The sequence below is a fragment of the Rhizobium sp. GN54 genome (assembly GCF_021026345.1).
Lineage (GTDB): Bacteria > Pseudomonadota > Alphaproteobacteria > Rhizobiales > Rhizobiaceae > Mycoplana.
In genome coordinates, this window is sequence record NZ_JAJNCZ010000001.1 from 1,092,901 (window position 1) to 1,118,901 (window position 26,001).

Consider the following 26,001-nt stretch of genomic DNA (forward strand, 5'->3'; position numbering starts at 1 on the left):
CGTTTCATCACAATCTGCGCCGACGTACGGCCGGTCAGCTCGACTGGCCGGCCAGCCAGTTGTGCCAGTCGCGTTCGCTGCCGCGGAAGACGTTGAGATCGATCTTGCCGTTCACGCCCTGGGACAGGCCCGAGCCGGAATACTGCCAGAACACCCATTTGCGGTTGGGATAGCGCTTGGACGGGTGGGCTGCGACCGAGCGCAGCCAGAACGGATGGTTCGGGAACTCGCCGGAAAGGTTGTCGGCATAGAAGTCCGGTGCGGTGTAGATGATCGGGCGCTGGCCGTAGTGGCGCTCGAGCTTGTCCATGAAGACCTGCATCTTTTCCAGCACGACGGCGCGCGACAGACGGCGCTTGCAGCTCGATTCGGCATTGTATTCGACGTCGATCACCGGCGGCAGCGCGCCGGCTTCCTTCGGCACGTTGCGGATGAACCAGTCGGCCTGCTCGCCGGCGGTGCGGCACCAGTAGAAGAAGTGGTAGGCGCCGCGCTTGATCCCGGCTTCCTTGGCCCGGCGCCAGTTCTTCTGGAACATCGGGTCGAGATGGTCGCCGCCGTCGGTGGCTTTGATGAAGGCGAAGTTCGCGCCCTGCGTCCTGAGCGTCATCCAGTCGATTTCGCCCTGCCAGCGCGAGACGTCGACGCCGTGGACGGCGTGGTGGCGCGGGCTGACCTTGCCGAAGTTGATCGGCTTGGCGTCGCCGAAGCGCTGGCTGTAGATGCGCGAGCGCTTGCCGCTCTTTAGGCCCGTGGCCGGCTGTTCGGGAGCGATTGCCTGGAGCGGGCGCTGCGAGGGCACCGCCATGCCGGCATCGCGCGTCACCGCCTCGAATTGCTGCTGGTCGGGAACCGGCCCGGCCCAGGCGAGTTCGTGCGGCGGCGGATTGTCGTCGCTCGTCTCCCCGCCGGCCACATCGCCGACGTCGGCGACCGGCACCGGTGCCGCCGGCCGCACGATGGAACTCGTCGTCTCGCGGGAGGTGAGCCCCGCCTGAAGCGCCTCCGGACCGGAACTGGACGAGCAGCCCGCCAGCGCGAGACCGAGGAGGATGAGGGCAGGGGCGGCCGAAAGGTGCATGGGAACCCGTTACGCAAGACCAAGGAAGACGGCCCGAACGGAGCCGCCAGGAACCACAGGGAGGAAAGGCTAACGGAGAATTACCAAGAAAGACTGAATCCAATCTTTACGGTGCGAAATTGATACGCCCGCAACCGGCCGGTGCTGCAGGAATCGCATTCGGGACATGGCTTTCGTGCGGCGCCGCGGCCGTCGATTTCGCTGGCCGGAAATCCCGCGAAAGCCTATGGTTGCAGCGCTTGAGGCCGGATGGGCGCCCATCGTGCCGACCCGGTCCTTTCCCGCGCCACGACGACGCGGATGACAGAAAATTGATTCCGACAAATCGACATCAACCCATTCCGGAGATGCGCATATGACACGCAAGCAAGCGTTCTGCCTCCTTCTGGCAGGCAGCATGACGGTTCTGAACGGCGGCAGCGCCTGGAGCCAGGACAATGCGAAGAAGCCGCATGTTCCGCTCGAGAAGACGGTCGGCCAGGTCACCCAGAAGGGCCCGCTCGCCTCGCTCCTGGTGATCAATTCCGACGGGGCGACGCTGGAGGGCGAAAAGCTCGTCCTGACCGGCGTGGCTGCGAGCGCGATCGTGTTCGCCGACCGCCCTGTGCGGGCCGCCGGCCATGTCTCGACCGACGAGATCGTCAGGCAATGGGGGCAGGGGCCGGATAATTTCGAAAGCGATCCGCCCAATGCGACGATTTCGGTCCTCGGCGGCGGCGCTGATGTCAGCGATGCCGTGGTGACGCTCAAGGCGCCGACGCTGGAGGGCACGACGCTGACATTCGACGTCACGGTGCTCGAAGGCAGCCTTGCCGGCGCAAGCGGGCCGGCGGCGCTGTTCGTCGATCACTGGCGCGGCTGGAACAATGCCGGCTGGTACGGGGTCGGGCTTGCGACCGGCGCCGTCCTGGGCGCCGCCGCGGCCGAACCGCGCTACTACGAGCCTCGCCCCTATTACCCGCCCGTCGTCGGCAACCCTTGCCCTCCGGGCTACTGGATCGGCCCGTGGGGCCATTGCCGCGATACGCCCTACCACGGCCGCCTGCCGAACGGCGGCTGGCAGTAGGCCTCGGAGTTCTTCGCCGCATCTCCATTCCACCGTCTGGAAGGGACAGGGCGAAGGGCGGTCGCCGGCCGCATGCCTGCGGCCGGCTTTGTCGACGTTGCGAGGTCGTCCCTGCCAAATCGACCTTGCGAAACCGACCTTGTGATGTCGCGTTGGGCAGGCTGCGGTCACCGGTGACCGCAGCCATGGGCCTGTCAGGATCAGACGGCGATCTTGCCGCCGCCGACCTTGGTGATCGCGACCACGGCCGGGCGTACCGGCATGTCGTCCTTGAAGTCCGGCCAGCGGGTGGAGAGGTCCTCGTAGTAGGACGGGCGGCCGTGGCCGTCCCAGTCCTCGCCGCCGTCGCCCGGATGCTGGACGGCGACGAAGGCCGTCTCGTCGTCAGGCGTGAACAGCGGGCCGCACATCTCCGCGCCGACCGGTACGCGGAAGAACAGCTTGGAGGTGGCGCGGGCGTCGCCCTCGGTGTCCACCGCCCAGAGGCCGTCGGTGCGGCCGGTGGCCTTGTTGGAGTTGCCGTCGGTCGAGACCCACAGGCGGCCGGCGGCGTCGACGGCGCAGTTGTCGGGCATGCCGAACCAGCCGTTCTTCGTCGTTTCGGTCGAGAAGGTGGCGCCGACGTCGGCGACGGCCGGGTCGCCGCACTTCAGAAGCACTTCCCACTTGCCTGAGGTCGCGGTGAAGTCGCCGCTATCTTCCTCGATCTCGATGATGTGGCCGAAGGCGTTCTCCGCGCGCGGGTTGGCGGCATCGACCTGGTCGGCCTTGCGCTTTGTGTTGTTGGTCAGCATGACGTAGACCTTGCCGTTGACGCCGTTCGGCTGCACGTCCTCGGGACGGTCCATCTTGGTGGCGCCGAGAAGGTCGCCGGCGCGGCGGGTCTCGATCAGCACGTCCGCCTGGCTGGCAAAGCCGTTCTCGGCCGTCAGCGGGCCTTCGCCGTGCACGACCGGCAGCCAGGCCATGGTGCCGTCCTCGTTGAACTTCGCGACGTAGAGCGTGCCCGAGTCGAGCAGGTCCATGTTGGCGGCGCGGTCGTCCGGATTGTAGGTGCCGTCGGTGACAAACTTGTAGACATAGTCGAAGCGCTCGTCGTCGCCGAGGTAGAAGACGACCTTGCCGTTTTGGGCCACGATCGATTCGGCGCCCTCGTGCTTGGTGCGGCCGAGAGCGGTGCGCTTCTTCGGCACCGAGGTCGGATCCATCACGTCGACCTCGACGATCCAGCCGAAGCGGTTCGGTTCGTTCGGCTCCTTGGCAAGGTCGAAGCGGTCGTAGAAGTTGGCCCATTCATAGCCGCCCTCCGGCACACCGTAGCGCTCGTAGTTGCCTGCTTCGGCATGGCCGGCCGGCAGTTCGCCGGAGAAATAGCCGTGGAAGTTCTCTTCCGCCATGATGTAGGTGCCCCACGGGGTCACCCCGCCGGCGCAGTTGTTGAGCGTGCCCAGAACCTTCGTGCCGCTGGCGTCCGTATGGGTCTTGACGCGGTCGTGGCCGGCGACGGGACCGGAAAGCTGCATCTCGGTGCTGGCGGTGACGCGGCGGTTCAGCTTGCCGTCCGGCACCACCTGCCACTTGCCGTCGACCTTGCGGATCTCGACGATCGTGCCGCCATGGGCGGCGATCTCGACGTCCACCTGCTCCTTCGACAGCGGCCCCTGCTCGACCTTGCCGTCGACGATCTTGACAAGGCCGGGGAACATCAGGTGCGGGTTGGTATATTCGTGATTGACCATGAGCAGGCCATGCTCGGAGGAGCCTTCCAGCGGGATGAAGCCGACATAGTCGTTGTTGTAGCCGAACTGGCGCTCCTGCGCGGCCGCCGTCTGCTTCGTCGGGTCGAAGGCGGGCGAATCGGCAAATAGCGCGTCGCCCCAGCGCAGCAGCACGTCGGCGTCATAGCCCTCGGCGACATGGTGGTTGGCGTCGACGCCGGCCTCGACCTCGGCAAACGAAAAGGCCGAACCGCCGGCCGCGCGGGCTGCATTGGGAGCGCTCAGAAGCGCGGCGGGACAGACGGTTGCGGCGATCGCCGAGACAGCGAGCGAACCCTGCAGAAAGCCGCGGCGCGAGAAACGCTTGCCGATGATCTCGCCCATGGTCGGGTTGGCGGTCGGGTTATGCCCGTCGCCGTCGGCATCTTCGAGCTGGGTCGTCGGAAAAATCTTTTGAGAGAATTGTTCGGTCATCAGGCTGTCTCCGCGTTCGAATGGACTCCCGGTTTAGAGTCGTTCTAGCCCTTAGAGACGGCGTGTTTCGGTTTTGCGACAAATGGGGCGGGGCAGGGAGGCTTGCCAGGATTTGACTACGGGTCTGCCTAAGCCGCACCCATGGCCAGCGCGCTGGCCGTGCCCTCCGGATCGACCGCAATGACCTTGAGATAGGCCCGCGCCGGCTGATCCGGCTCGGTGCGCCCTTGTTCCCAATCGCGCAAGGTGCCGAGCGGGATGCGGTAACGGGCGGAGAACTCTTCCTGCGTCAGCCCAAGCGCACGACGGATGACCTTGACCTGCGGCATACGGGGCGCGGAGCGCAGTTGTTCCTGTGTCAGCGGAGGGTTATCCGGATCCGAACGCGCATTGGCTTCCGCTTCCTCGTTAGTCATTGCGTCGAGACGGGGCCAGTCGGATTGCTGCGTTTTACCACTTGGCATCTTCGTACTCCCGTCGTTCTATACGTGTCGCCTTTCGGGCCGAGATGAGACGAATTGTGTCACCACGCTCCGTGTATATGACTGTCAGATGGCGACCGTTTCCAAGGCCGATGATGCGCCGCCGAACTTCACCGTAGTTCATCGACCATTCCTCAATGTCGAGGGCGAAGGGATCGTTGAATATGGCGGAGGCATCAGAAAAGCTGACGCCGTGCTTGGCGAGGTTGGCCGCAGCCTTCTGTTCATCCCATTCGAAATCTAGCATGGGCGACTACGGATTTCCAGTAGTAATGGGCAGCATGAGATGTCGACAAGAAAATCGCAATGCACGAAAATAGAGGCCAGCTATGGGCTGGCCTCTACTGATGCTCGCAACTACGCAAGTTGAATGAGTTGCCAAGTTACCGCGTTGCCGCCGTAAGGCGGCATGCGGTTGCCCTTCGCAATCGGTGCCGTTGTCGAAGGCGTACCAACTACCTTCCAGACACCGCTCTCGGGGCACGTTTCGCCTGTACGGGCGGTGCGTCCGGTTGCCATGTTGTTCTTCCTTTCTCCTGCATCATTGCGTTGCCAAGTAGGCTTGCGCGCACTTGACATCTGTTGATCGGAGGAACAGCATACCCAAGCTTTATCCAAAGCACCTGGACACAGGGCGGCAGGACCTCCCTGACTGTTCCGAAGGCGACGTGATGTAGGAGTCACGTCGCCTTTTTTGTTATGCTTCAATGCCTGCGTTAGAATGTCCAGCGTCCAAGTTATCCACGTTGTCCACATACATGCTTGACCCCATCAGAGAATCGCGACATTAATGGGCTTGTAATCTACATTGTGTGCTGACTATTCTGTCTCGCACTATATCTTGTGGATAAATCCCTGCAAAGCATTAATTTTAGAATTTTGTGGAGAACGTAGTTTTCCACAATCTTTGCGCCATATCATTCATCTTCACATCGCCTCAGAAGCAAAGTTTTTGGCGTGCCGATTCGGCAACGAGCGCATCGGCGTAGGCATATATACAGCCGCCCGGGCATTGATTGCCCGGGCCAATATAAATCATCCGCCTTTGGTTCTTAGCTTCTTACTTTCTTTCGCGGATATTGGCCGCTCAGCTGCACCCGCTCGTAGCACCACACGTGTCGCACTTCTCGCACGTCCCGTTGCGCACCATCGTGAAGTTCTGGCACTCCGAGCACATGTTGCCTGTATACCCCTGCGCGATCGAGCGCATGCGGCGTTCGTTCTCCACCTTCTTGGCCTCCGCCTTGGCGGCGGCCGCGTCGGCGGCGGCCTTGTCGGAGAAGAGGGCAGTCACGGCCTGCTGGCTTTCGGTGGCGACCTCCTCGGGGGCTTCCTCGGCGATCTCCTCGGCCAGTTCCGCCGCCCGCTCCTCGTAATCGCGCTTGAAGGCGACGATCTCCGAGGTCGAGATTGCGACGGTCGGCTCGAGCTTGCGCGCCGCACCGCCGGCGAAGGCGGTGATGTTGCCGGACGAGGCGGCCTTGGCCGGTGCCGCCGTCGCAGCCCCCTTCGGCTCGGAAAGCGGGCGCTCGCCGCCGGTGCCGGAAACCAGCGTCGGCTTGTAGCCGCGGGTCCAGCCGGTGGAGATCAGGTTGGTCTTGCCTTCCTGGATGCCCTTGCCGAGGGCCGTGTTGCCGAAGTCGGAAGTGTCGACATGGGCGAGGTCGTTACGGCTGAGGTAGGAGACGGCCAGTTCGCGGAACACGTAGTCGAGGATCGAGGTGGCGTTTTTGATCGCGTCGTTGCCGATGACCATGCCGGCCGGCTCGAACTTGGTGAAGGTGAAGGCCTCCACATATTCCTCGAGCGGCACGCCGTATTGCAGGCCGAGCGAGATGGCGATGGCGAAGTTGTTCATCATCGCGCGGAAGGCCGCACCTTCCTTGTGCATGTCGATGAAGATCTCGCCGAGGCGGCCGTCGCCGAACTCGCCGGTGCGCAGATACACCTTGTGCCCGCCGATGACGGCCTTCTGGGTATAGCCCTGGCGCCGGTTCGGCAGCTTCTCGCGCTCGCGGGTGACGCGTTCGATGATCCGCTCGACGATCTTTTCGGTGACGGCGACCGCCTGGGCGGCAGCGGGGGCTGCGACCAGTTCCTCGACCGCATCCTCGTCGTCCTCGTCCTCGATCAGCGCGGCATTCAACGGCTGCGACAGCTTCGAGCCGTCGCGGTAGAGGGCGTTCGCCTTCAGCGCCAGCTTCCAGGACAGCATGTAGGCGTTCTTGCAGTCCTCGACGGTCGCCTCGTTCGGCATGTTGATCGTCTTGGAGATGGCGCCGGAGATGAACGGCTGGGCGGCCGCCATCATGCGGATGTGGCTCTCGACCGAGAGGTAGCGCTTGCCGATCTTGCCGCAGGGGTTGGCGCAATCGAAGACGGCGAGATGCTCGTGCTTCAGGAACGGCGCGCCCTCCAGCGTCATCGCGCCGCAAACGTGGATGTTGGCGGCCTCGATGTCCTTCTTCGCAAAGCCCATGTGCTCGAGCAGGTTGAAGCTCATGTCGGCGAGCTGCTCGTCGGAAACCTTCAGCGTTTCCTTCAGGAAGTCGGCGCCGAGCGTCCACTGGTTGAACACGAACTTGATGTCGAAGGCGCTCTTCAGCGCGCCGTTGACGGCGGCAATCTTCTCATCCGTGAAGCCCTTGGCCTTCAGCGAGCCGGGGTTGACGCCGGGCGCCTGGTTCAGGTTGCCGTGGCCGACGGCATAGGCCTCGATCTCGGCGATCTGCGCCTCCGAATAGCCCAGAGTGCGCAGGGCTTCCGGAACGGCGCGGTTGATGATCTTGAAGTAGCCGCCGCCGGCAAGCTTCTTGAACTTCACCAGCGCGAAGTCGGGCTCGATGCCGGTCGTGTCGCAATCCATGACGAGGCCGATCGTGCCGGTCGGCGCGATCACGGTCGTCTGGGCGTTGCGGTAGCCGTGCTTCTCGCCGAGTTCCACCGCCTTGTCCCAGGCGAGCTTGGCGTGGACGATCAGGTCCTGGTCCGGGCAATCGCTGTGGACGAGGGCGACCGGGTCGACCGACAGCTTCTCGTAGCCGACCGTCTCGCCGTAGGCCGCGCGGCGGTGGTTGCGCATGACGCGCAGCATGTTGTCGCGGTTCGGCGCAAAGCCCGGGAAGGTGCCGAGCTCGCCGGCCATTTCGGCCGACGTCGCATAGGCGATGCCGGTCATGATCGCCGTCAGCGCGCCGCCGATGGCGCGGCCCTCGGTCGAATCATAGGGGATGCCCGACGACATCAGCAGGCCGCCGATATTGGCATAGCCGAGGCCGAGCGTGCGGTACTCGTAGGAGAGCTCGGCGATCTGCCGGCTCGGGAACTGCGCCATCATCACCGAAATTTCCAGCACGATCGTCCACAGGCGGACGGCATGCTCGTAGTCGGCGATGTTGATGTTCTTCGTCGCCGCGTCCTTGAACTGCAAAAGGTTCAGCGAGGCGAGGTTGCAGGCCGTGTCGTCGAGGAACATGTATTCCGAGCACGGGTTGGAGGCGCGGATCGGGCCGGCCGCCGGGCAGGTGTGCCAGTCGTTCATCGTCGTGTTGAAGTGCAGGCCCGGATCGGCCGAAGCCCAGGCGGCATACGAGATCGATTCCCACAGGTCGCGCGCCTTCAGCGTCTTCATCACCTTGCCGTCCTTGCGGGCGGTCAGGTTCCAGTCGCCGTCATTCTCCACCGCCCGCAGGAAGTCGTCCTTGATCGAGACGGAGTTGTTGGAGTTCTGGCCCGATACCGTGAGATAGGCTTCCGAATCCCAGTCCGTGTCGTAGGTCTTGAACTCGATGTCCTTGTAGCCCTGCTTGGCGAACTGGATGACGCGCTTGATGTAGTTTTCCGGAACCTGGTTCTTCTTGGCCGCACGGATCTCGCGCTTCAGGGCCGGGTTCTCGTTGGGGTCGAAGCAGGCGTCGTTGTCGGCCGCGCAGTTGATGCAGGCCTTCATGATCGCCTTCAGGTGGGAGGCGACGATCTTGGAACCGGTGACGAGGGCCGCCACCTTCTGCTCTTCCTTGACCTTCCAGTTGATGTAGGCCTCGATATCAGGATGGTCGATGTCGACCACGACCATCTTGGCCGCGCGCCGCGTCGTGCCGCCCGACTTGATCGCGCCCGCCGCGCGGTCGCCGATCTTGAGGAAGCTCATCAGGCCGGAGGAACGGCCGCCGCCGGAAAGCCGCTCGCCTTCGCCGCGCAGGTGCGAGAAGTTCGAGCCGGTGCCGGAGCCGTACTTGAACAGGCGCGCCTCGCGCACCCACAGGTCCATGATGCCGTTCTCGTTGACGAGATCGTCCTCGACCGATTGGATGAAGCAGGCATGCGGCTGCGGATGCTCGTAGGCCGACTTGGACTTGGTCAGCTTGCCGGTGAAGGGATCGACGTAGAAGTGGCCCTGGCCGGGACCGTCGATGCCGTAGGCCCAGTGCAGGCCGGTGTTGAACCACTGCGGCGAGTTCGGGGCGACGCGCTGGGTGGCGAGCATGTAGGCGAGCTCGTCCTTGAAGGCGGAGGCATCTTCTTCCGAGGCGAAGTAACCGCCCTTCCAGCCCCAGTAGGTCCAGGTGCCGGCGAGACGGTCGAACACCTGGCGGGCATCGGTCTCCGAGCCGTAGCGCTCACCCTCGGGGAGCGCCTTCAGGGCCTCGGTATCGGCAACGGAGCGCCACAGGAAGGAGGGGACGTCGTTCTCCTCGACCTTCTTCAGCTTCGCCGGCACGCCGGCCTTGCGGAAATACTTCTGCGCCAGGATGTCGGCTGCGACCTGGCTGAACTGCGCGGGAACGTCGATGTCGGCGAGCCGGAAAACGATCGAGCCGTCCGGGTTCTTGATCTCGGATGTGGCCTTGCGGAATTCGATCTCTGCATAGGCCGTTTGGCCCTGCTTGGTGAAGCGACGTTCTATGCGCATGGTCCCTTGTCCTTTGGTTGTCGCGCGCCCGCTGTGGCCAGCCTCTAGGCGCAATTATCCCCGACCGGCCGCGACCTTGCGCAGCCAGCTCAATCGTCATGTCTATGCGGGAAACCCGTTTTCGCGGCACCCTGTATCTTGTGCTGAGCGTGGCTGCAAACACTAAATATAGTGTTAACAACTTCTTTATGCCAGTCTTTTCGCGGCGTCACCGCGACAAAATCGTGCGCAAAAACCTCCCCTGCGGCTGGCGGCTCATCCACCTCGACGCATGGTCATCGTTCTGTATTTTTTGATTGTCGGAACCGGACTTTAAACTCGTCGGCCCAGCCGCAGTTGCAGCGTGGAAACCATTAACGCCAAGGCACCCGATTCCGTCAAGGGGTGGTTTATGACGGATTTGTGGACGCTAGATGTTGTGTGTGTTGCCTGTGGAAAGCGGGGACATGGCGCAAATGCCGGAAAATCAGCCGGTTCAGCCGTGGTCACGGCGCGGGGCGCGCTCCGGCTGTGGATAGCCCAATAAATAATAGGGCAAAATTCGGGGTGGATTGCGGCATATTGGCGACAGCCGATTGCCATGCCACAACGGATGTGAAAACCGAATCAGGACGCACAAGGATGGGCCGGGAAAAGGGCCCGGCAGGCCGCCCTCCGATGCCGGATTCTTTCGCCTGGCGAAGCGTGGGGCAGGGGCCCGGGAAGCCCGCTCGGGCCGAGCCGTGGCCGGCAATGGTTCGAAGGCCATGCGGCGCCGTGGCGCGGAGAGACCCGGCTCCGCGCCTGTGCAGCATGCGATGCGTGAGGGGGCGGTCCTAGCCGCGCGGGCCCTTGGCGATCGGCTCCTGGTAGGTGAAGCCCATGTCCCAGGGGAAGTAGATCCAGGTGTCCTGGCTGACCTCGGTGACGAAGGTATCGACCTGCGGCCGCCCCTTGGGCTTGGCGTAGACCGCGGCGAAATGCGCCTTCGGCAGCATCGCGCGCACCTGCGCGGCCGTCTTTCCCGTGTCCGTCAGGTCGTCGACGATGAGGATGCTTTCGCCGCCGTTCTGCTGCAGCTCCGGCGCAATCCCCTTGAGCACGTGCATTTCGCCTTGCGACAGGTAGTCGTGGTAGGAGGCGACGCAGACGGTCTCGATCAGGCGGATGTTCAGTTCGCGCGAGATGATCGCCGCCGGGACGAGGCCGCCGCGGGTGATGCAGACGATCGCCTTCCATTCCCGGTCGCCGTCGGCGAGTCGCCAGGCGAGCGCGCGGGCGTCGCGATGAAACTGGTCCCAGGAAACGGGAAAGGCTTTGTCGGGAAGCGACATGGCGGGCTCCTTTCGCCGGGCGTCCGGCAGATTGCGGCTGGTTTCGCCCTTCTAGAGCAGAAGGGCGAAAAAGGGAATCACTGCCTCCGCGGGGCGCCGCCCCGATCCACAGCCATGATGCCCAGCCAACGTCCAGTCAGGACGCCCGACCGGCGCTAGCGCGACATGATCGCCGGGACCCGCAATTCTTTCATCATCGCGCTGGTGACGCCGCCGAACAGGCGGTGGCGCAGCCAGGAGTGGCTGAAGGCGCCCATCACGAGCAGGTTCGCCCCGGTCTCGGTGACGCGGCGGTTGATCACGTGGGCCACGCTGTCGCCGCCGGATTTCGCCGTGTTGAGGCTTACATTCAGCCCGTGCCGCGTCAGGGCGCCGGCGATCTCGCTGCCGGAAAGCCCCGCGCTCTGCAGGGCATCGTCCGGCGGATTGACCGAGAAGATCTCGATCTCCTTCGCCTCCTTCAGGAGCGGCAGCGCATCGAAGACGGCGCGTGCCGATTCGCGTGTGCCGTTCCAGGCGATCAGGACGCGGTCCGGCACCTCCGGCCCGGCCACCGCATCCGAGATCAGGCAGAGCGGCCGGCCGCTCTCGTAGAGCAGGTCCTCGATATCGGCGCGCGAAGGGCCGTCGCCGTAGGGATCGAGTTGGACGGCGACGACGAGGTCGCTGCCGCGTGCGCTGTCGATCACGCCGCTGGCGCTGTAGCCGGCGCTGCCGGTGAAGAGGCGCCACTCGTGCGACACGCCCGAGCGCTGCGCCAGCGTGCGGAACGTCCGCTCGATCGCTTGCGACACCTCGCGGGCCTGGGCCTGCTGTTCCATGATGGCGTTGGGGTCGGGAAACTCCATCGGGGCGGCGATGGTGACGACGATCGGCGTTTCCGCATGCACGCCGACGAGATGCGCGCCGTGCCGTTCGGCCAGTGCTATCGCGTGCCGGGTGACCTTTTCTGCGTCCTCGGCGGTGCTGAGTACGGCGGTGATGGTCCTGTATGCCATGGCGCTCTCCGTTGTGTTCGGGCCGTTGCGCCGCCAGCAGCAACTCACGCCGCGGAGCGGTAACGCGTTGAAATCCCGATTGATCCTTTCCCCAAATCGCCCGCAGTTCAAGGGGGTTGCGACCTCTCATCGCATGGGGGCCGCAAATGCGTGCGAATTGCCGGCGACGACGTCACTGTGGTGCTTCCCCGGGCCGCCGTCCTTAACGCCGGTCAATCCGCAGCCTTGGCCGCGGCGATCTCGGCGATCACGGCGAGGATCGCCTTTTCGGCCGCCTCCGCCGGTGCCTCGTCCCGGCTGCGGATGACGATCTCGGTCGAGAACCGGTTTCCGTCGAAGCGCGGATAGGAGCCGATCGAGGTGTCGGGATGCGCCTTCTGGATGGCCGAAAGCTGGGTGCCGATATCGCCTTCGCCGAAGGGCGAGACGACGCTGCGCGACAGGACGGGCGCACCGGTCCGGAGCGTCGGCAGCAGCGCCTCGAGCATGGCGACGAAGACCTGCGGAACGCCGGCCATCACGTGGACGTTGCCGATGCTGAAGCCCGGCGCGGTGGAGACGCTGTTGGGAATGTGGCTGGCGCCCACCGGCATGCGCGCCATCCGCTGCCGCGCCTCGTTGAATTCCATGTCGCGCCGCGCATACATCGCCGCCATCAGTTCCATCGCGGCCGGATCGTGGGTGCAAGCGACGCCGAAGGCCTTTGCCACCGCGTCCGCGGTGATGTCGTCATGCGTCGGGCCGATGCCGCCGGAGGTGAAGACGTAGTCGTAGCGCCCCCGCAGCGCGTCCAGCGCCTCGACGATCATCTCCTCCTCGTCGCCGACGATGCGCACCTCCTTCAGGTCGATGCCGGCGAGGTGGAGCATGTCGGCGAGGTGACCGATATTCTTGTCCTTGGTGCGTCCGGAGAGGAGTTCGTCGCCGATTGCGAGCATGCCGGCGGTGATGATCTTGCTTGAACCCATGGAAACGCTCCTGATCCGGCGCCGATCGTTCACACCCGGGCAGGACTGTCAATCTGTGGTGAACAGTCTGTTGCCCGGCCGGGTTCTGGCGCAACCGTGTCCTCTGCTACATCTTCGTGCCAGCCGCAATCAAGCGGAAAGACTTGTGTTTCAGACACGACAGGAGAAGCGAATGGCAAGGGTACTGGTCCTCTACTACTCGGCTTACGGGCATATCGAGGCCATGGCGAATGCAGTGGCGGAAGGTGCGAAGTCCGCCGGCGCCGAAGTGGTGGTCAAGCGCGTGCCGGAACTCGTTCCGGAGGAGGTCGCCACGGCCTCGCACTTCAAGCTCGACCAGGCAGCCCCGGTCGCGACCGTCGACGAACTGGAGGAATACGACGCCATCATCGTCGGCGCCGGCACGCGCTTCGGCACGGTCGCCTCGCAGATGCGCAACTTCTGGGACCAGACCGGCGGTCTCTGGTTCAACGGCAAGCTCGTCGGCAAGGTCGGCTCGGTCTTCACCTCGTCGGCCACCCAGCACGGCGGCCAGGAATCGACCATCCTCGGCTTTATCCCCACCCTGCTGCACCACGGCATGGCCGTCGTCGGCCTTCCCTACGCCTTCCAGGGCCAGATGGGCGTCGACGAGATCAAGGGCGGCTCGCCCTACGGCGCCTCCACGATCACCGACGGCGACGGCTCCCGCCAGCCCTCGAAGGTCGAACTCGACGCTGCCCGCTTCCAGGGCGCACACGTCGCGAAACTGGCTGCCAAGATCGCCGGCTGACGACGCTTCGCGCGCGCGCGAATCAAAAAAGGGCGTGGCCGCCGGCCGCGCCCTTTTTCTTGCGCATGGCAGACGGCCGCGCCGGTAAGGCAGATCGCCCCGGCCGGTCCGGACCGAGCGCTCATGCACCGAGGGCAGGGCGAGGGATCGGGGCGCGGGCAGCCCGAAACGGGTGGCGCAAATATGCAACGGCCACCGCCGCCCCTGTGTGGAGCGGTGCCGGGTTTCTCTCCAACTGCCCCATTATACCCGCATTGTCGCGTTGGGACGGTCATGGAGGAGGAATTCCTATGCGGTTTCACCCATGCCAATCGGACCCCGGCAGATGGCCGCGCTCCCGCGAGGCGGCGAAGATCGCGCTTGCCGCGGTGACCGCGGTCGGCCTGACCTATGTCAGCGCCGGCGACCTCATCGCCTCCGCCACCGCCCGCGCCCGCGGCTGCGCCATCAAGGGCAACATCAGCGCCCAGACCGGTGAACGCATCTACAGCGTCCCCGGCCAGGATTATTACGAGGTGGTCCGCATCAGCCCGGAATACGGCGAACGCTGGTTCTGCAGCGAAAGCGAAGCCCAAGCCGCCGGCTGGCGCAAGGCGACGCGGTAGGGCAGGCAGGGATTCGACCTGTGCGGTGTCGCCTATCCGCGACGCGACCTGTCTCGATACCGAGGCGTTTGGCCTTGACCGCATTGGCGGCGATGTCGGCTATACGGTGGGGGCCGGCACCCTGGGAAGTCAAGGGAATCGGCGCGGAATCACCTGGGCGATAGATATCACTTTTCCTCCAGGACAGATGCTGCTTGCCGTCAGGTGAACCTCCATCTAGAACCCCGACCGAAGTTTTGTTGGGGACGCTCATGCTGCAGTATCGCTACGGGTTCCTTTGCCATCACAAGGCCGAGGCGATGGCTGGAACATGGCCGGAATTATCGGACTCGTTCGTTCGCCAGGACGTACAGGATTTCGTCATCTGGCTCCATCCTGAAGCCCGTGTCGAAGTCGTGGCCCATGCGGGAGGTGACATCGTTGTCCTCGGCGATGCCTATTGTCATTCCGGCATGGACCTGAAGTCACGACTGGCGGGACTTGATTGGAGCGATCCGTGGCCAGGTATCGATGACCTCGGCGGGCGGTTCGCGATCCTGTTCCTCTCCGGGCCAAGCATCCGCGTGGCAAACGACCCGTTCGGATCGAGGATGGTGTTCTACACGCCTGACCGGACGGCCATCGCCTCGCATGCCGCGCTCTTGGCTGCTGCGCTGGGCACCGAGAAATCGGAGCGGGTTGCCGCCTTCATGGCCTCCGCGGAGTACAAATCCAGGACCGTGGGCTACCTGCCCGGGGATCTGACGATTTTCAGCAATGTGTTCGCGCTGGTCCCAAACAATTATTGGGACGGGCGGGGGACGCACCGCTACTGGCCAAGGGGACCGATGGCTTCGACCAGCAAGAAGGATTTCCTTTCTGCTTCAAAGGCATATTTTGACGCGTTCCATCCCTTCATCCGGTCGCGCTACAAGCCGGTGTTCGGCATCACGGGCGGCATAGACAGCAGGGCAGGTTTTGCTCCGTTCGCCGGTGATTTTCTCGGGATGACATGGGTGCGCCCCCTGAAGGACGAGGAACGGCCGATCGTCTCCGAGATCGTGTCGAAGCTCGAGGTAAAGCACGTCTGGATCGATCCGGCCCAGCACCGTTTAGGCGAGATATCGAGTGCGGCGGGGCAGGCGGGTGGCGGAATGCGTGGCCGTCGCGCCTATGTCGAGGCCATGGCAAAGGAGTATGGCGACGCCAACGGCGTATTCATCCGCGGATATGGTGGCGAGATCCTGAGAGGATTTCCCATCTACCAGAGGCGAAATAATGTTTTCAGCCATACCGCCATGACCTACACCTACAGCACAAGCATGCGAGGGACCGAGAAGGGCAAGGATTATCTGGCTTTCTGTCATGAAGCTTTCGAAGGTTTCTGGGGAAGGGCGAACTACGACGGCATCGATCGGTTCGGATACAAGGCTTGGGACCTGTTCTACTGGGAGCACCGCATGGGCATGTGGGGCGCATCGATGTTGAGTGAGATGGATCCGGCTGTCTACAGCATGGTCGCCTTCAACAGCCGCCCGCTCTACGAGGCGGGGTTCGGGCTTCAGGACAATGAGCGCCTGACGAAGGAACTGCTCAATGACGTGGTCCGGATATACAGCCGGGAACTCGCAGATATCCCGCACACGTAACATTGCTCGACATCGTCAGAGCAATTCGACCGCGAACAGCTTTCGGGACTCTCGATCTCCTGATCGTCGACGATTCGACCGCGCTGCGTGCTATCGGGAGAGGCCGCTGACCGCAACAACGGGGAATGAAAGCTATCCGTTCTTCCAAGGCGCACAGAATCCCGTGTCCGCGGGGTTGGAATGACGTATTTCAGGGAAGGAAAAATGGTGGGCGATGAGAGACTCGAACTCCCGACATCCTCGGTGTAAACGAGGCGCTCTACCAACTGAGCTAATCGCCCGCCGCGTTGGTGGCCGTGATCTATGCGGAACCGGATGAAACCGCAAGAGCCCTGATGATCTTTTTCGCAAAATTTTGCGCACGGCCGGCGAGGCGGGCAGGCGTGGTGGGGGCGGGGAGTGAGGGCATGGTCCGCACGACGTGCCTGACCTGGTTTGCGACACTGGCGGAAAATCCGGGGTGTGCGCCAAGGGAGAGGGGCCGGTTTCTACCGTCCCGGCTCGGGAGACCCTCAGGCGCCCACTGACGAATCTGTCCACCCTCTAGCTGGGGATCGGGAGGGGAAAGCTGGGGATCGGGAGGGGAAACGGACGTTTGGCGGGGCGGTTTTCAACAATTCGCGCGCCGTCACCGTTTTGTCTTCAATCCTGCTTGACACCCATAAGCGAACCCCTTAGTTAGCCGCTCATCGAACGGCCCCGGCCGCTTCGAAGGATGCCTGCGGGCATCCGGACTTGGTCAGAATGCGGGTGTAGCTCAGTCGGTTAGAGTGCCGGCCTGTCACGCCGGAGGTCGCGGGTTCGAGCCCCGTCACTCGCGCCATTTCCAGGGTCCGGATCTTGCGGGTGTTGCGGTCGGAAGACCAAATGCGCGGGTGTAGCTCAGTCGGTTAGAGTGCCGGCCTGTCACGCCGGAGGTCGCGGGTTCGAGCCCCGTCACTCGCGCCACTTTCTCTCTTCCATATCCTGATTCCGTTTAGAACGCCCCTGTCCGGTGCCGCGGCAATTTGCCTCGGCGGCGCGCCCGACCCCACCTCAGTTCCCGTCAGCGTTCCAGGACTGCAGGAGCGGGGGCGAAATCGATGCCTGCATCCTGTGCGGCACGAGCGGAATGACGCAGACCGCGGCGACAAGGCCGGCGACGAGCACGATGCCCAGGTTCAATCTCTTCGTTCCCATCGGGGTGCCTGTCGACGCCTCCTGTTGATGTTCCCGTCGATTCGCGAACGTCGGCCAGTCTGGCGCGTATAGCTGACGGGATACTGAACGCCTGCGGGGGCCGGGTGGCGTGCGGGCGCGATGCCGACCGGGGTTTCGCCGGGTGCGGCACCGGCCTTTCGAATGGCGCGGTGCCCGCCGGCCGAGGTGTCGCCGAAGGTTCCCCTTTTGTCACCATCGGCCGGCGCCATGGAAATGTGCGCACTCTTTGGGCGAATGCCCGACCTAAGCCTTGCACAGGGGCGCTCACTGCGCTAACGACGTGGGCGTTGCAACATACTTTCTCGGCTTGCAGGTCTTTCGACCCGGCGGCGTTTCTCCGACGCCCGATGCAGGCAGGACGGACGAAAATGACTGAACTTCTCGGATCCTATATTCCGATCGCCATCTTCATCGGCATCGCGCTCGTGATCGGCATCGCCTTGCTGGTCGCCCCCTTCGCCGTCGCCTACAAGGCGCCCGACTCGGAAAAGCTCTCTGCCTATGAATGCGGCTTCAACGCGTTCGATGATGCGCGCATGAAGTTCGACATCCGCTTCTATCTGGTGTCGATCCTCTTCATCATCTTCGACCTCGAAGTGGCCTTCCTGTTTCCCTGGGCGGTGTCGTTCCACGATCTGGGCTGGTTCGGCTTCTGGTCGATGATGGTGTTCCTGTTCGTGCTCACCATCGGCTTCATCTACGAATGGAAGAAGGGAGCGCTGGAATGGAACTGACCTCCGGTACCACGCTCGTGGCCCCCCGGGCCAAGGGGATCATCGATCCCGCCACCGGCAAGCCGGTCGGCAGCGACGACGCCTTCTTTGGCGAGATCAACAACGAACTGGCCGACAAGGGCTTTCTCGTCACCTCCACCGACGAACTGATCACCTGGGCGCGCACCGGCTCGCTGATGTGGATGACCTTCGGTCTCGCCTGCTGCGCGGTCGAGATGATGCAGCTCTCCATGCCGCGCTACGACGTCGAGCGCTTCGGCTTTGCGCCGCGCGCCTCTCCGCGCCAGTCCGACGTGATGATCGTCGCGGGCACGCTCACCAACAAGATGGCGCCGGCGCTGCGCAAGGTCTACGACCAGATGCCCGAGCCGCGCTACGTCATCTCGATGGGCTCCTGCGCCAATGGCGGCGGCTACTATCACTATTCCTATTCGGTGGTGCGCGGCTGCGACCGCGTGGTGCCGGTCGACATCTATGTGCCGGGCTGTCCTCCCACGGCAGAAGCGCTGCTCTACGGCGTGCTCCTGCTGCAGAAGAAGATCCGCCGTACCGGCACGATCGAGCGCTAAGGGCAGGGGACTGACATCATGAGCGAGGCCCTCCAGGAGCTTGCCTCCTATCTCGGCGAGGTGCGCGGAAACCTGATTTCCGAGACTAAGCTCGCCTATGGCGAACTGACGCTTTCGACCACGGCCGACAAGGTCATTGCGCTTTTGACCTTCCTGCGTGACGACGTGCAGTGCCGCTTCGTCAACCTGATCGACGTCTGCGGCGTCGACTGGCCGGCGCGCGAAGCGCGCTTCGACGTGGTCTATCACCTGCTGTCGCCGCAGCAGAACGTCCGCGTCCGGGTCAAGGTCGAAACCTCCGAGTTCGAGCCGGTGCCGTCCGCCTTCGGCGTCTACCCGGGTGCCGACTGGTTCGAACGCGAGGCCTACGACATGTACGGCATCCTGTTCACCGGCCATCCGGACCTCCGCCGCATCCTGACGGACTACGGCTTCGAGGGCCATCCGCTGCGCAAGGACTTCCCGACCACCGGCTTCGTCGAGGTTCGCTACGACGACGAGGTCAAGCGCGTCGTCTATGAACCGGTGCAACTGAGGCAGGAATTCCGCAACTTCGACTTCCTCTCCCCCTGGGAGGGCACGGACTACGTGCTGCCGGGCGACGAGAAGGCGAAGACGAACTGATTTTCGGGCGCGCGTCCTTTCGATGCGGCGCCCATTGGAGCAAGCGGCATGACGGAACATAACGTCCGCAACTTTAACATCAACTTTGGTCCGCAACATCCGGCGGCACATGGCGTTTTGCGCCTCGTGCTCGAGTTGGACGGCGAGATCGTCGAGCGGGTCGATCCGCATATCGGGCTGCTGCATCGCGGCACCGAGAAGCTGATCGAGACGAAGACCTACCTGCAGGCCGTGCCCTATTTCGACCGCCTCGACTACGTGGCGCCGATGAACCAGGAGCATGCCTATGCGCTGGCCGTCGAGAAGCTGCTCGAAACCGAGGTGCCGATCCGCGGTCAGCTGATCCGCGTGCTCTATTCGGAGATCGGCCGCATCCTGTCGCATCTTCTCAACGTCACCACGCAGGCCATGGACGTCGGCGCGCTGACGCCTCCGCTCTGGGGCTTCGAGGAGCGCGAGAAGCTGATGGTGTTCTACGAGCGGGCCTGCGGCTCGCGCATGCACGCCGCCTATATCCGTCCCGGCGGCGTCCACCAGGACCTGCCCGACCAGCTGGTCGAGGACATCGGCAAGTGGATCGATCCGTTCCTCAAGACCGTCGACGACATCGACGAGCTTCTGACCGGCAACCGCATCTTCAAGCAGCGTAACGTCGACATCGGCGTCGTCAGCCTTGAAGACGCCTGGGCCTGGGGCTTCTCGGGCGTGATGGTGCGCGGTTCGGGTGCCGCCTGGGACCTGCGTCGTTCGCAGCCCTACGAGTGCTATTCCGACCTCGAATTCGATATCCCGATCGGCAAGAACGGCGACTGCTACGACCGCTACCTGATCCGCATGATCGAGATGCGCCAGTCGGCGAAGATCATGCGCCAGTGCGTCGACCGCCTTCTCGGCGACGCCCGGGTCGGTCCGGTCTCCTCGCTGGACGGCAAGATCGTGCCGCCGAAGCGCGGCCAGATGAAGCGCTCGATGGAAGCGCTGATCCATCACTTCAAGCTCTATACCGAGGGCTATCACGTGCCGGCCGGCGAGGTTTACGCCGCGGTCGAGGCGCCGAAGGGCGAGTTCGGCGTCTATCTGGTCGCCGACGGTTCCAACAAGCCCTACCGCTGCAAGATCCGTGCCCCGGGCTATGCCCACCTGCAGGCCATGGATTTCCTGTGTCGCGGCCACCAGCTTGCCGACGTTTCCGCCGTGCTCGGTTCGCTCGACATCGTTTTCGGCGAGGTGGACCGCTGATGATGCTTCGACTGAGCCTTGCCCTTGCAGCCCTCGCCGCATCGACGGCGATCGTCCACGCCCAGACCTCGGATGTGACCGCAGGAGCGGGCGCGACGCAGTCGACGATGGCCAGGCTCCTTGCCGATGGCTACGAGATCAAGGGCACGGCCCAGGCCAGCAGCCGCTACATCGTGTTCATGCAGAAAGAGAAGACGGCCTACGCCTGTCAGTTCGTCACCGTGACGACGACGCGCTGCGGGCTGATCACTGAATAAGGCGCCAAAGAATGTCCGTTCGTCGATTGGCCGATGAGGCCGTGCAGCCCGCAAGCTTCGCATTTTCCAGTGAGAATGCGGCCTGGGCGAAGGCAACGATCAACAAGTACCCGAAGGGCCGCGAGCAGTCCGCGGTGATCCCGCTTCTCATGCGGGCGCAGGAGCAGGATGGCTGGGTCACCAAGGCCGCGATCGAGAAGGTCGCCGAGATGCTCGGCATGGCCTATATCCGCGTTCTCGAGGTGGCGACCTTCTACACCCAGTTCCAGCTGAAGCCGGTCGGCACGCGGGCTCACGTCCAGGTCTGTGGCACCACGCCCTGCATGCTGCGCGGTGCGGAAGACCTGATCCGGGTCTGCAAGAGCAAGATCCACGCCGAGCCCTTCGAGCGCAATGCCGACGGCACGCTGTCGTGGGAAGAGGTCGAGTGCCAGGGCGCCTGCGTCAATGCGCCGATGGTGATGATCTTCAAGGACAGTTTCGAGGACCTGACCCCGGCGCAACTCGAGGAGATCATCGATCGCTTCGAGGCGGGCGAGGGCGCGGGCGTCAAGCCCGGGCCGCAGATCGACCGCATCTATTCCGCCCCGATCGGTGGCCTGACGTCGCTGACCACGCCCGACGCGGCACCGGCAAAGCCCGCGGCGAAGCGGGCCGCCAAGCCTGCCGCCGAAGCTGCCTCCACGCCGCCCTCGAACGCTGCGCGGGCCAAGACCGCGGCCGAAGAGACCAATCCGGTGCTGAAGACGCCGGCGACCGCCAAGGCGGAGGCCGCGGCAAACGCCAAGGTGAAGGGCGAGACGCGCGCCGAAGGTGGCAAGCCGTCGCTGGAAGACAAGAACCGTCCGTCCGGCATCGAACGCCCGGCAACCCCCGACGACCTCAAGCTGATCTCCGGCGTCGGTCCGAAGATCGAGGGCATACTGCACGAACTCGGCATCTTCACCTTTGCGCAGGTCGCGGGCTGGAAGAAGGCCGAGCGCGAATGGGTCGACGGATACCTCAACTTCAAGGGCCGCATCGAGCGGGACGACTGGGTCAAGCAGGCCAAGGCGCTCGCCAAGGGCGGCGAAGCGGAATACATCCGCGTCTTCGGCAAGAAGCCGCGTTGAAAGGTGAAACATGCTTAAGGATCAGGATCGCATCTTCACCAATATCTACGGCCTCAAGGACAAGTCCCTGAAGGGCGCGATGAGCCGCGGCCACTGGGACGGCACCAAGGGGATCCTCGAAAAGGGCCGTGACTGGATCATCAACGAGATGAAGGCTTCCGGCCTGCGCGGCCGCGGCGGCGCCGGCTTCCCGACCGGGCTGAAGTGGTCCTTCATGCCGAAGGAAAGCGACGGCCGCCCGCACTATCTCGTCGTCAACGCCGACGAATCCGAGCCCGGTACCTGCAAGGACCGCGACATCATGCGCCACGATCCGCACACGCTGATCGAGGGCTGCCTGATCGCGAGCTTCGCCATGGGCGCGCACACCGCCTACATCTACGTCCGCGGCGAGTACATGCGCGAGCGCGAGGCGCTGCAGGCGGCGATCGACGAGTGCTATGACGCCCGTCTGCTCGGCAAGAACAACGTCCACGGCTGGGACATGGACATCTATGTCCACCACGGCGCGGGCGCCTATATCTGCGGCGAGGAAACTGCGCTGCTGGAAAGCCTCGAGGGCAAGAAGGGCCAGCCGCGCCTGAAGCCGCCGTTCCCGGCCAACATGGGCCTCTACGGCTGCCCGACGACGGTCAACAACGTCGAATCGATCGCCGTCGCACCGACCATCCTGCGGCGTGGCGCCACCTGGTTCTCGGCGATCGGCCGTCCGAACAACGTCGGCACCAAGCTGTTCATGATCTCCGGCCACGTCAACCGTCCCTGCACGGTCGAGGAATCGATGGGCATCACCTTCCGTGAGCTGATCGAGACCCATGCCGGCGGCATCCGCGGCGGCTGGGACAACCTTCTGGCGGTCATTCCCGGCGGCGCCTCGTGCCCGGTCGTCAAGGCCGAGGACATCATCGACTGCCCGATGGATTTCGACGGCCTGCGCGAAGTGAAGTCGTCCTTCGGTACGGCGGCCGCGATCGTCATGGACCGCTCGACCGACATCATCAAGGCGATTGCCCGCATCTCGGCCTTCTTCAAGCATGAGAGCTGCGGCCAGTGCACGCCCTGCCGCGAAGGCACCGGCTGGATGTGGCGCGTGCTGGAGCGCATGGCCAGGGGCAACGCGCAGAAGCGCGAGATCGACATGCTGTTCGACGTCAGCAAGCAGATCGAGGGTCACACGATCTGTGCGCTCGGCGATGCCGCGGCCTGGCCGGTTCAGGGCCTGATCCGCAATTTCCGCCCCGAGATCGAGAAGCGGATCGACCAGTACACCCACAACGCCATGGCGCACGGCGCCGTGCTGGAACCGGCGGAGTAAGGCGATGACGAAGCCGGCAGGACAGGAAGCTCAGGCAACCCGGGTCCCGCCGGCGGCAGCTGCGGCCGACGATCTTTTCGGACTGTCGCCATGGCTGAAGGAGATGCCGCAGGTGGCGATCCCGCCGCTGATGGCGCACCCGGTGGCCGCGATGGCGGCCGTGACGGCGATCGGCTTCGGCCTGACCAGCCAGATCGCGGGCGCCGTCATCGGCGCGATGCAGGGAAGCGCCGAGCGGATGAAGGCGGTGCTGGACGACGCCGCGAAGGCCGATGGCCGCGCGACGGGCGAGCCGGTTCGGGCGGGGCGGCAGGATGCCGCAGCCGGGGCCGGTGTCGGCAGCGTGGTCGACGGGAAGGCTGCAAAACGCGCGGCCCCGGTGCCGGCAATGAAAGCCGGGAGGGCGACCGCGCGCAGGGCGCCGGCGGCCGAAGCGAAGAAGGCGGCCGAGGGGGATGGCCGCCCGGCCGTGACGAAGGTAAAGAGGCCGGTATCGGTCCGGAAGAGTTCCGGATCCGGGGCCGGAAAGACCGATGACCTGAAGGTGATTTCAGGGATCGGGCCGAAGCTGGAACAGGCGCTGAACGGCAAGGGGATTTTCCGCTTTGCCGATATCGCGCGTTGGACCGGTTCGGAGGTGGAGAAGATCGAAGCCGAACTCGGCCTCGACGGGCGGATCGCCCGCGACGGCTGGGTGGAGCAGGCAAAGACGCTGGCGAAGGCGAAGGGCTGAAGGCCCGGAGGCGACGGCAGGCGAAAACTGAGGCGGGCGGCAGGCGCGATGGGCGCAGGCGCCTGCAACGGAAATGGCGCTGGCACGGCGAAAGCGGTGCATCGGAAGCGGGAAGACGGATATGGCAATTCTGAAAGTCGACGGAAAAGAGATCGAGGTTCCGGATCATTTCACGCTGTTGCAGGCGTGCGAGGAGGCCGGCGCCGAGGTTCCGCGCTTCTGTTTCCACGAGCGGCTGTCGGTTGCCGGCAACTGCCGCATGTGCCTTGTCGAGGTCAAGGGCGGCCCGCCGAAGCCGGCTGCCTCCTGCGCCATGAGCGTGCGCGACCTGCGTCCCGGTCCGAACGGCGAAGCCCCGGAAGTCTTCACCACCACGCCGATGGTCAAGAAGGCCCGCGAAGGCGTGATGGAATTCCTGCTGATCAACCATCCGCTCGACTGCCCGATCTGCGACCAGGGCGGCGAATGCGACCTGCAGGACCAGGCGATGGCCTTCGGCATCGACAGTTCGCGCTATGCTGAAAACAAGCGCGCCGTCGAGGACAAGTATATCGGCCCGCTCGTCAAGACGATCATGAACCGCTGCATCCACTGCACGCGCTGCGTCCGCTTCACCACGGAAGTCGCCGGTATCAGCGAGCTCGGCCTCATCGGTCGCGGCGAGGATGCCGAGATCACCACCTATCTCGAGCAGGCGATGACGTCCGAACTGCAGGGCAACGTCGTCGATCTCTGCCCGGTCGGCGCGCTGACCTCCAAGCCCTTCGCCTTCACGGCCCGCCCGTGGGAGCTGAACAAGACCGAATCGATCGACGTCATGGACGCCGTCGGCTCGGCGATCCGCGTCGACACCCGCGGCCGCGAAGTCATGCGCGTGCTGCCCCGCGTCAACGAGGACATCAATGAGGAGTGGATCTCCGACAAGACCCGCTACATCTGGGACGGACTGAAGACCCAGCGTCTCGACCGACCCTATGTCCGCAAGGACGGACGCCTGCAGCCCGCAAGCTGGGCCGAGGCCTTCGACGCGATCAAGGCGGCGGTGGCCGGCAAGCCGGGCGACCGGATCGGCGCGATCGCAGGCGACCTCGCCTCGGTCGAGGAGATGTACGCTCTGCGCGAGCTGATGGCCTCGCTCGGTTCGGCCAACCTCGATTGCCGCCAGGACGGCACGGCGCTGCACCCGGCCTTCGGCCGTGCCAGCTACCTGTTCAACCCGACGATATCGGGCATCGAGCAGGCCGACGCGCTCCTCATCGTCGGCGCCAATCCGCGCGTCGAGGCGGCCGTGCTGAACGCCCGCATCCGCAAGCGCTGGCGCATGGACGGCTTCCCGATCGCCGTCATCGGCGAACAGGCCGAACTGCGCTACGGCTATGAATATCTCGGCGCCGGCCCGGAGACCCTGTCCGAACTGGTCGCCGGCAACGGTGCCTTCGCCGAGACGCTGAAAAAGGCCAAGAACCCGATGATCATCGTCGGCCAGGGCGCGCTGTCGCGCACCGACGGCCTAGCGGTGCTTGCCAATGTCCTCAAGTTGGCCGATGCCGTCGGCGCGGTCACCGCCGACTGGAACGGTCTCGGCATCCTGCACACCGCAGCCGCCCGCGTCGGCGGCCTCGACCTCGGCTTCGTGCCGGGCGAGGGCGGCAGGAAGGCATCCGAGATGCTGACTGAGACCGACGTGCTGTTCCTGCTCGGCGCCGACGAGATGGACTTCTCGAAGAAGACCGCGTTCACGGTCTATATCGGCTCGCACGGCGACAACGCCGCGCATGTCGCCGACGTGATCCTGCCGGGTGCGGCCTATACCGAGAAGTCGGGCACCTGGGTCAACACCGAAGGCCGCGTCCAGATGGGCAACCGCGCCGGCTTCGCGCCGGGCGAGGCCCGCGAGGACTGGGCGATCCTGCGCGCGCTCTCCGACGTGCTCGGCAAGAAGCTGCCCTTCGATTCGCTGGCGCAGCTGCGCGCCAGGCTCTATGCGGCGCATCCGCATTTCGCCGGCGTCAACGAGATTGCCGAAGGCGACAGCGGCCAACTCGCCGCGCTTTCGAAAAAAGGCGGGAAGATGACCAAATCCGGGTTTGCGTCTCCCGTCAAAGACTTCTATTTGACGAACCCGATAGCGCGCGCCTCCGCGGTCATGGCCGAATGCTCGGCACTGGCCCGCAACAACTTCAAAGCCGCGGCGGAATGAG

At 64.4% G+C, this 26,001-nt stretch carries 22 protein-coding genes and 3 tRNA genes; 15 read left to right on the top strand and 10 right to left on the bottom strand.

Annotated features, from left to right (window positions below; genetic code table 11):
- Window positions 1–34 precede the first annotated feature (34 nt).
- Complete coding sequence (locus tag LQK81_RS05300; RefSeq protein WP_230804063.1) at window positions 35–1,081, bottom strand: glycoside hydrolase family 25 protein; 1,047 nt, start codon at window positions 1,079–1,081, stop codon at window positions 35–37.
- 697 nt (window positions 1,082–1,778) lie between these two features.
- Between LQK81_RS05300 and LQK81_RS26420 the strand changes: the two genes are divergently transcribed.
- Window positions 1,779–2,147, top strand: coding sequence for a hypothetical protein (locus tag LQK81_RS26420; protein WP_442967076.1), 369 nt, complete (start codon window positions 1,779–1,781; stop codon window positions 2,145–2,147).
- A 200-nt stretch (window positions 2,148–2,347) separates the two neighbouring features.
- Here LQK81_RS26420 and LQK81_RS05310 read toward each other — a convergent pair whose 3' ends face one another.
- The 7 genes from LQK81_RS05310 to LQK81_RS05340 all read right to left on the bottom strand — a co-directional run bounded on the left by LQK81_RS05310 (window position 2,348) and on the right by LQK81_RS05340 (window position 13,012).
- On the bottom strand, window positions 2,348–4,339 hold the full coding sequence (locus tag LQK81_RS05310) for a PhoX family protein (RefSeq protein WP_230804064.1): 1,992 nt from the start codon (window positions 4,337–4,339) through the stop codon (window positions 2,348–2,350).
- 128 nt (window positions 4,340–4,467) lie between these two features.
- On the bottom strand, window positions 4,468–4,755 hold the full coding sequence (locus LQK81_RS05315) for a helix-turn-helix domain-containing protein (RefSeq protein ID WP_230804439.1): 288 nt from the start codon (window positions 4,753–4,755) through the stop codon (window positions 4,468–4,470).
- Between the two features lie 34 nt (window positions 4,756–4,789).
- The gene (locus tag LQK81_RS05320) at window positions 4,790–5,068 is read right to left on the bottom strand and encodes a BrnT family toxin (RefSeq protein WP_230804065.1); all 279 of its coding nucleotides are present in this window, start codon (window positions 5,066–5,068) and stop codon (window positions 4,790–4,792) included.
- 840 nt (window positions 5,069–5,908) lie between these two features.
- Window positions 5,909–9,733, bottom strand: a complete 3,825-nt coding sequence (locus LQK81_RS05325) for a vitamin B12-dependent ribonucleotide reductase (protein ID WP_230804066.1) — start codon at window positions 9,731–9,733, stop codon at window positions 5,909–5,911.
- Between the two features lie 815 nt (window positions 9,734–10,548).
- Window positions 10,549–11,046, bottom strand: coding sequence for a xanthine phosphoribosyltransferase (gpt, locus tag LQK81_RS05330; protein WP_230804067.1), 498 nt, complete (start codon window positions 11,044–11,046; stop codon window positions 10,549–10,551).
- 155 nt (window positions 11,047–11,201) lie between these two features.
- The gene (locus LQK81_RS05335; protein WP_230804068.1) at window positions 11,202–12,044 is read right to left on the bottom strand and encodes a universal stress protein; all 843 of its coding nucleotides are present in this window, start codon (window positions 12,042–12,044) and stop codon (window positions 11,202–11,204) included.
- Between the two features lie 212 nt (window positions 12,045–12,256).
- Window positions 12,257–13,012, bottom strand: a complete 756-nt coding sequence (locus LQK81_RS05340; protein ID WP_230804069.1) for a competence/damage-inducible protein A — start codon at window positions 13,010–13,012, stop codon at window positions 12,257–12,259.
- Window positions 13,013–13,184: 172 nt separating this feature from the next.
- Here LQK81_RS05340 and wrbA point away from each other — a divergent pair, with 172 nt between their 5' ends.
- The 3 genes from wrbA (at window position 13,185) to LQK81_RS05355 (ending at window position 16,017) form a co-directional block, all read left to right on the top strand.
- Complete coding sequence (wrbA, locus tag LQK81_RS05345; protein WP_230804070.1) at window positions 13,185–13,784, top strand: NAD(P)H:quinone oxidoreductase type IV; 600 nt, start codon at window positions 13,185–13,187, stop codon at window positions 13,782–13,784.
- Window positions 13,785–14,074: 290 nt separating this feature from the next.
- Window positions 14,075–14,389 (top strand): sunset domain-containing protein, encoded by a 315-nt coding sequence (locus LQK81_RS05350; protein WP_230804071.1) that lies wholly within the window; start codon window positions 14,075–14,077, stop codon window positions 14,387–14,389.
- 251 nt (window positions 14,390–14,640) lie between these two features.
- Window positions 14,641–16,017: a hypothetical protein gene (locus LQK81_RS05355; protein ID WP_230804072.1), complete on the top strand. Its 1,377-nt coding sequence runs from the start codon at window positions 14,641–14,643 to the stop codon at window positions 16,015–16,017.
- Window positions 16,018–16,222: 205 nt separating this feature from the next.
- On the opposite strand, the gene LQK81_RS05360 is transcribed toward LQK81_RS05355, so the two are convergent.
- Window positions 16,223–16,298, bottom strand: a tRNA-Val gene (locus tag LQK81_RS05360).
- A gap of 465 nt (window positions 16,299–16,763) precedes the next feature.
- Between LQK81_RS05360 and LQK81_RS05365 the strand changes: the two genes are divergently transcribed.
- Together LQK81_RS05365 and LQK81_RS05370 are read left to right on the top strand one after the other, a co-directional pair.
- A tRNA-Asp gene (locus LQK81_RS05365) sits at window positions 16,764–16,840 on the top strand.
- A gap of 48 nt (window positions 16,841–16,888) precedes the next feature.
- Window positions 16,889–16,965: transfer RNA gene (locus LQK81_RS05370), tRNA-Asp, on the top strand.
- 87 nt (window positions 16,966–17,052) lie between these two features.
- Here the strand turns inward: LQK81_RS05370 and LQK81_RS05375 are convergent.
- The gene (locus tag LQK81_RS05375; protein WP_230804073.1) at window positions 17,053–17,196 is read right to left on the bottom strand and encodes a hypothetical protein; all 144 of its coding nucleotides are present in this window, start codon (window positions 17,194–17,196) and stop codon (window positions 17,053–17,055) included.
- Window positions 17,197–17,585: 389 nt separating this feature from the next.
- Between LQK81_RS05375 and LQK81_RS05380 the strand changes: the two genes are divergently transcribed.
- The 9 genes from LQK81_RS05380 (at window position 17,586) to nuoG (ending at window position 26,000) form a co-directional block, all read left to right on the top strand.
- Window positions 17,586–17,951, top strand: a complete 366-nt coding sequence (locus LQK81_RS05380) for an NADH-quinone oxidoreductase subunit A (RefSeq protein WP_230804074.1) — start codon at window positions 17,586–17,588, stop codon at window positions 17,949–17,951.
- Window positions 17,942–18,520, top strand: a complete 579-nt coding sequence (locus LQK81_RS05385) for a NuoB/complex I 20 kDa subunit family protein (protein ID WP_230804075.1) — start codon at window positions 17,942–17,944, stop codon at window positions 18,518–18,520. The genes LQK81_RS05380 and LQK81_RS05385 overlap by 10 nt, the downstream gene beginning before the upstream one ends.
- 18 nt (window positions 18,521–18,538) lie before the next feature.
- A complete protein-coding gene (locus LQK81_RS05390) occupies window positions 18,539–19,144 on the top strand; it encodes an NADH-quinone oxidoreductase subunit C (RefSeq protein ID WP_230804076.1) in 606 nt (201 codons plus the stop codon).
- 48 nt (window positions 19,145–19,192) lie between these two features.
- Entirely contained in the window at window positions 19,193–20,383 is a 1,191-nt protein-coding gene (locus LQK81_RS05395) for an NADH-quinone oxidoreductase subunit D (RefSeq protein WP_230804077.1), read from the top strand.
- The gene (locus LQK81_RS05400) at window positions 20,383–20,640 is read left to right on the top strand and encodes a hypothetical protein (protein ID WP_230804078.1); all 258 of its coding nucleotides are present in this window, start codon (window positions 20,383–20,385) and stop codon (window positions 20,638–20,640) included. The genes LQK81_RS05395 and LQK81_RS05400 overlap by 1 nt, the downstream gene beginning before the upstream one ends.
- Before the next feature lie 11 nt (window positions 20,641–20,651).
- A complete protein-coding gene (locus LQK81_RS05405) occupies window positions 20,652–21,752 on the top strand; it encodes an NADH-quinone oxidoreductase subunit E (RefSeq protein ID WP_230804080.1) in 1,101 nt (366 codons plus the stop codon).
- Window positions 21,753–21,762: 10 nt separating this feature from the next.
- Complete coding sequence (gene nuoF / locus LQK81_RS05410) at window positions 21,763–23,067, top strand: NADH-quinone oxidoreductase subunit NuoF (protein WP_230804081.1); 1,305 nt, start codon at window positions 21,763–21,765, stop codon at window positions 23,065–23,067.
- Between the two features lie 4 nt (window positions 23,068–23,071).
- The gene (locus LQK81_RS05415) at window positions 23,072–23,800 is read left to right on the top strand and encodes a hypothetical protein (RefSeq protein ID WP_230804082.1); all 729 of its coding nucleotides are present in this window, start codon (window positions 23,072–23,074) and stop codon (window positions 23,798–23,800) included.
- Window positions 23,801–23,921: 121 nt separating this feature from the next.
- Window positions 23,922–26,000 carry an NADH-quinone oxidoreductase subunit NuoG gene (nuoG, locus tag LQK81_RS05420; protein WP_230804083.1) on the top strand — a complete coding sequence of 693 codons (2,079 nt, stop codon included), beginning with the start codon at window positions 23,922–23,924 and terminating at the stop codon, window positions 25,998–26,000.
- The last annotated feature ends 1 nt before the right edge of the window (window position 26,001 follow it).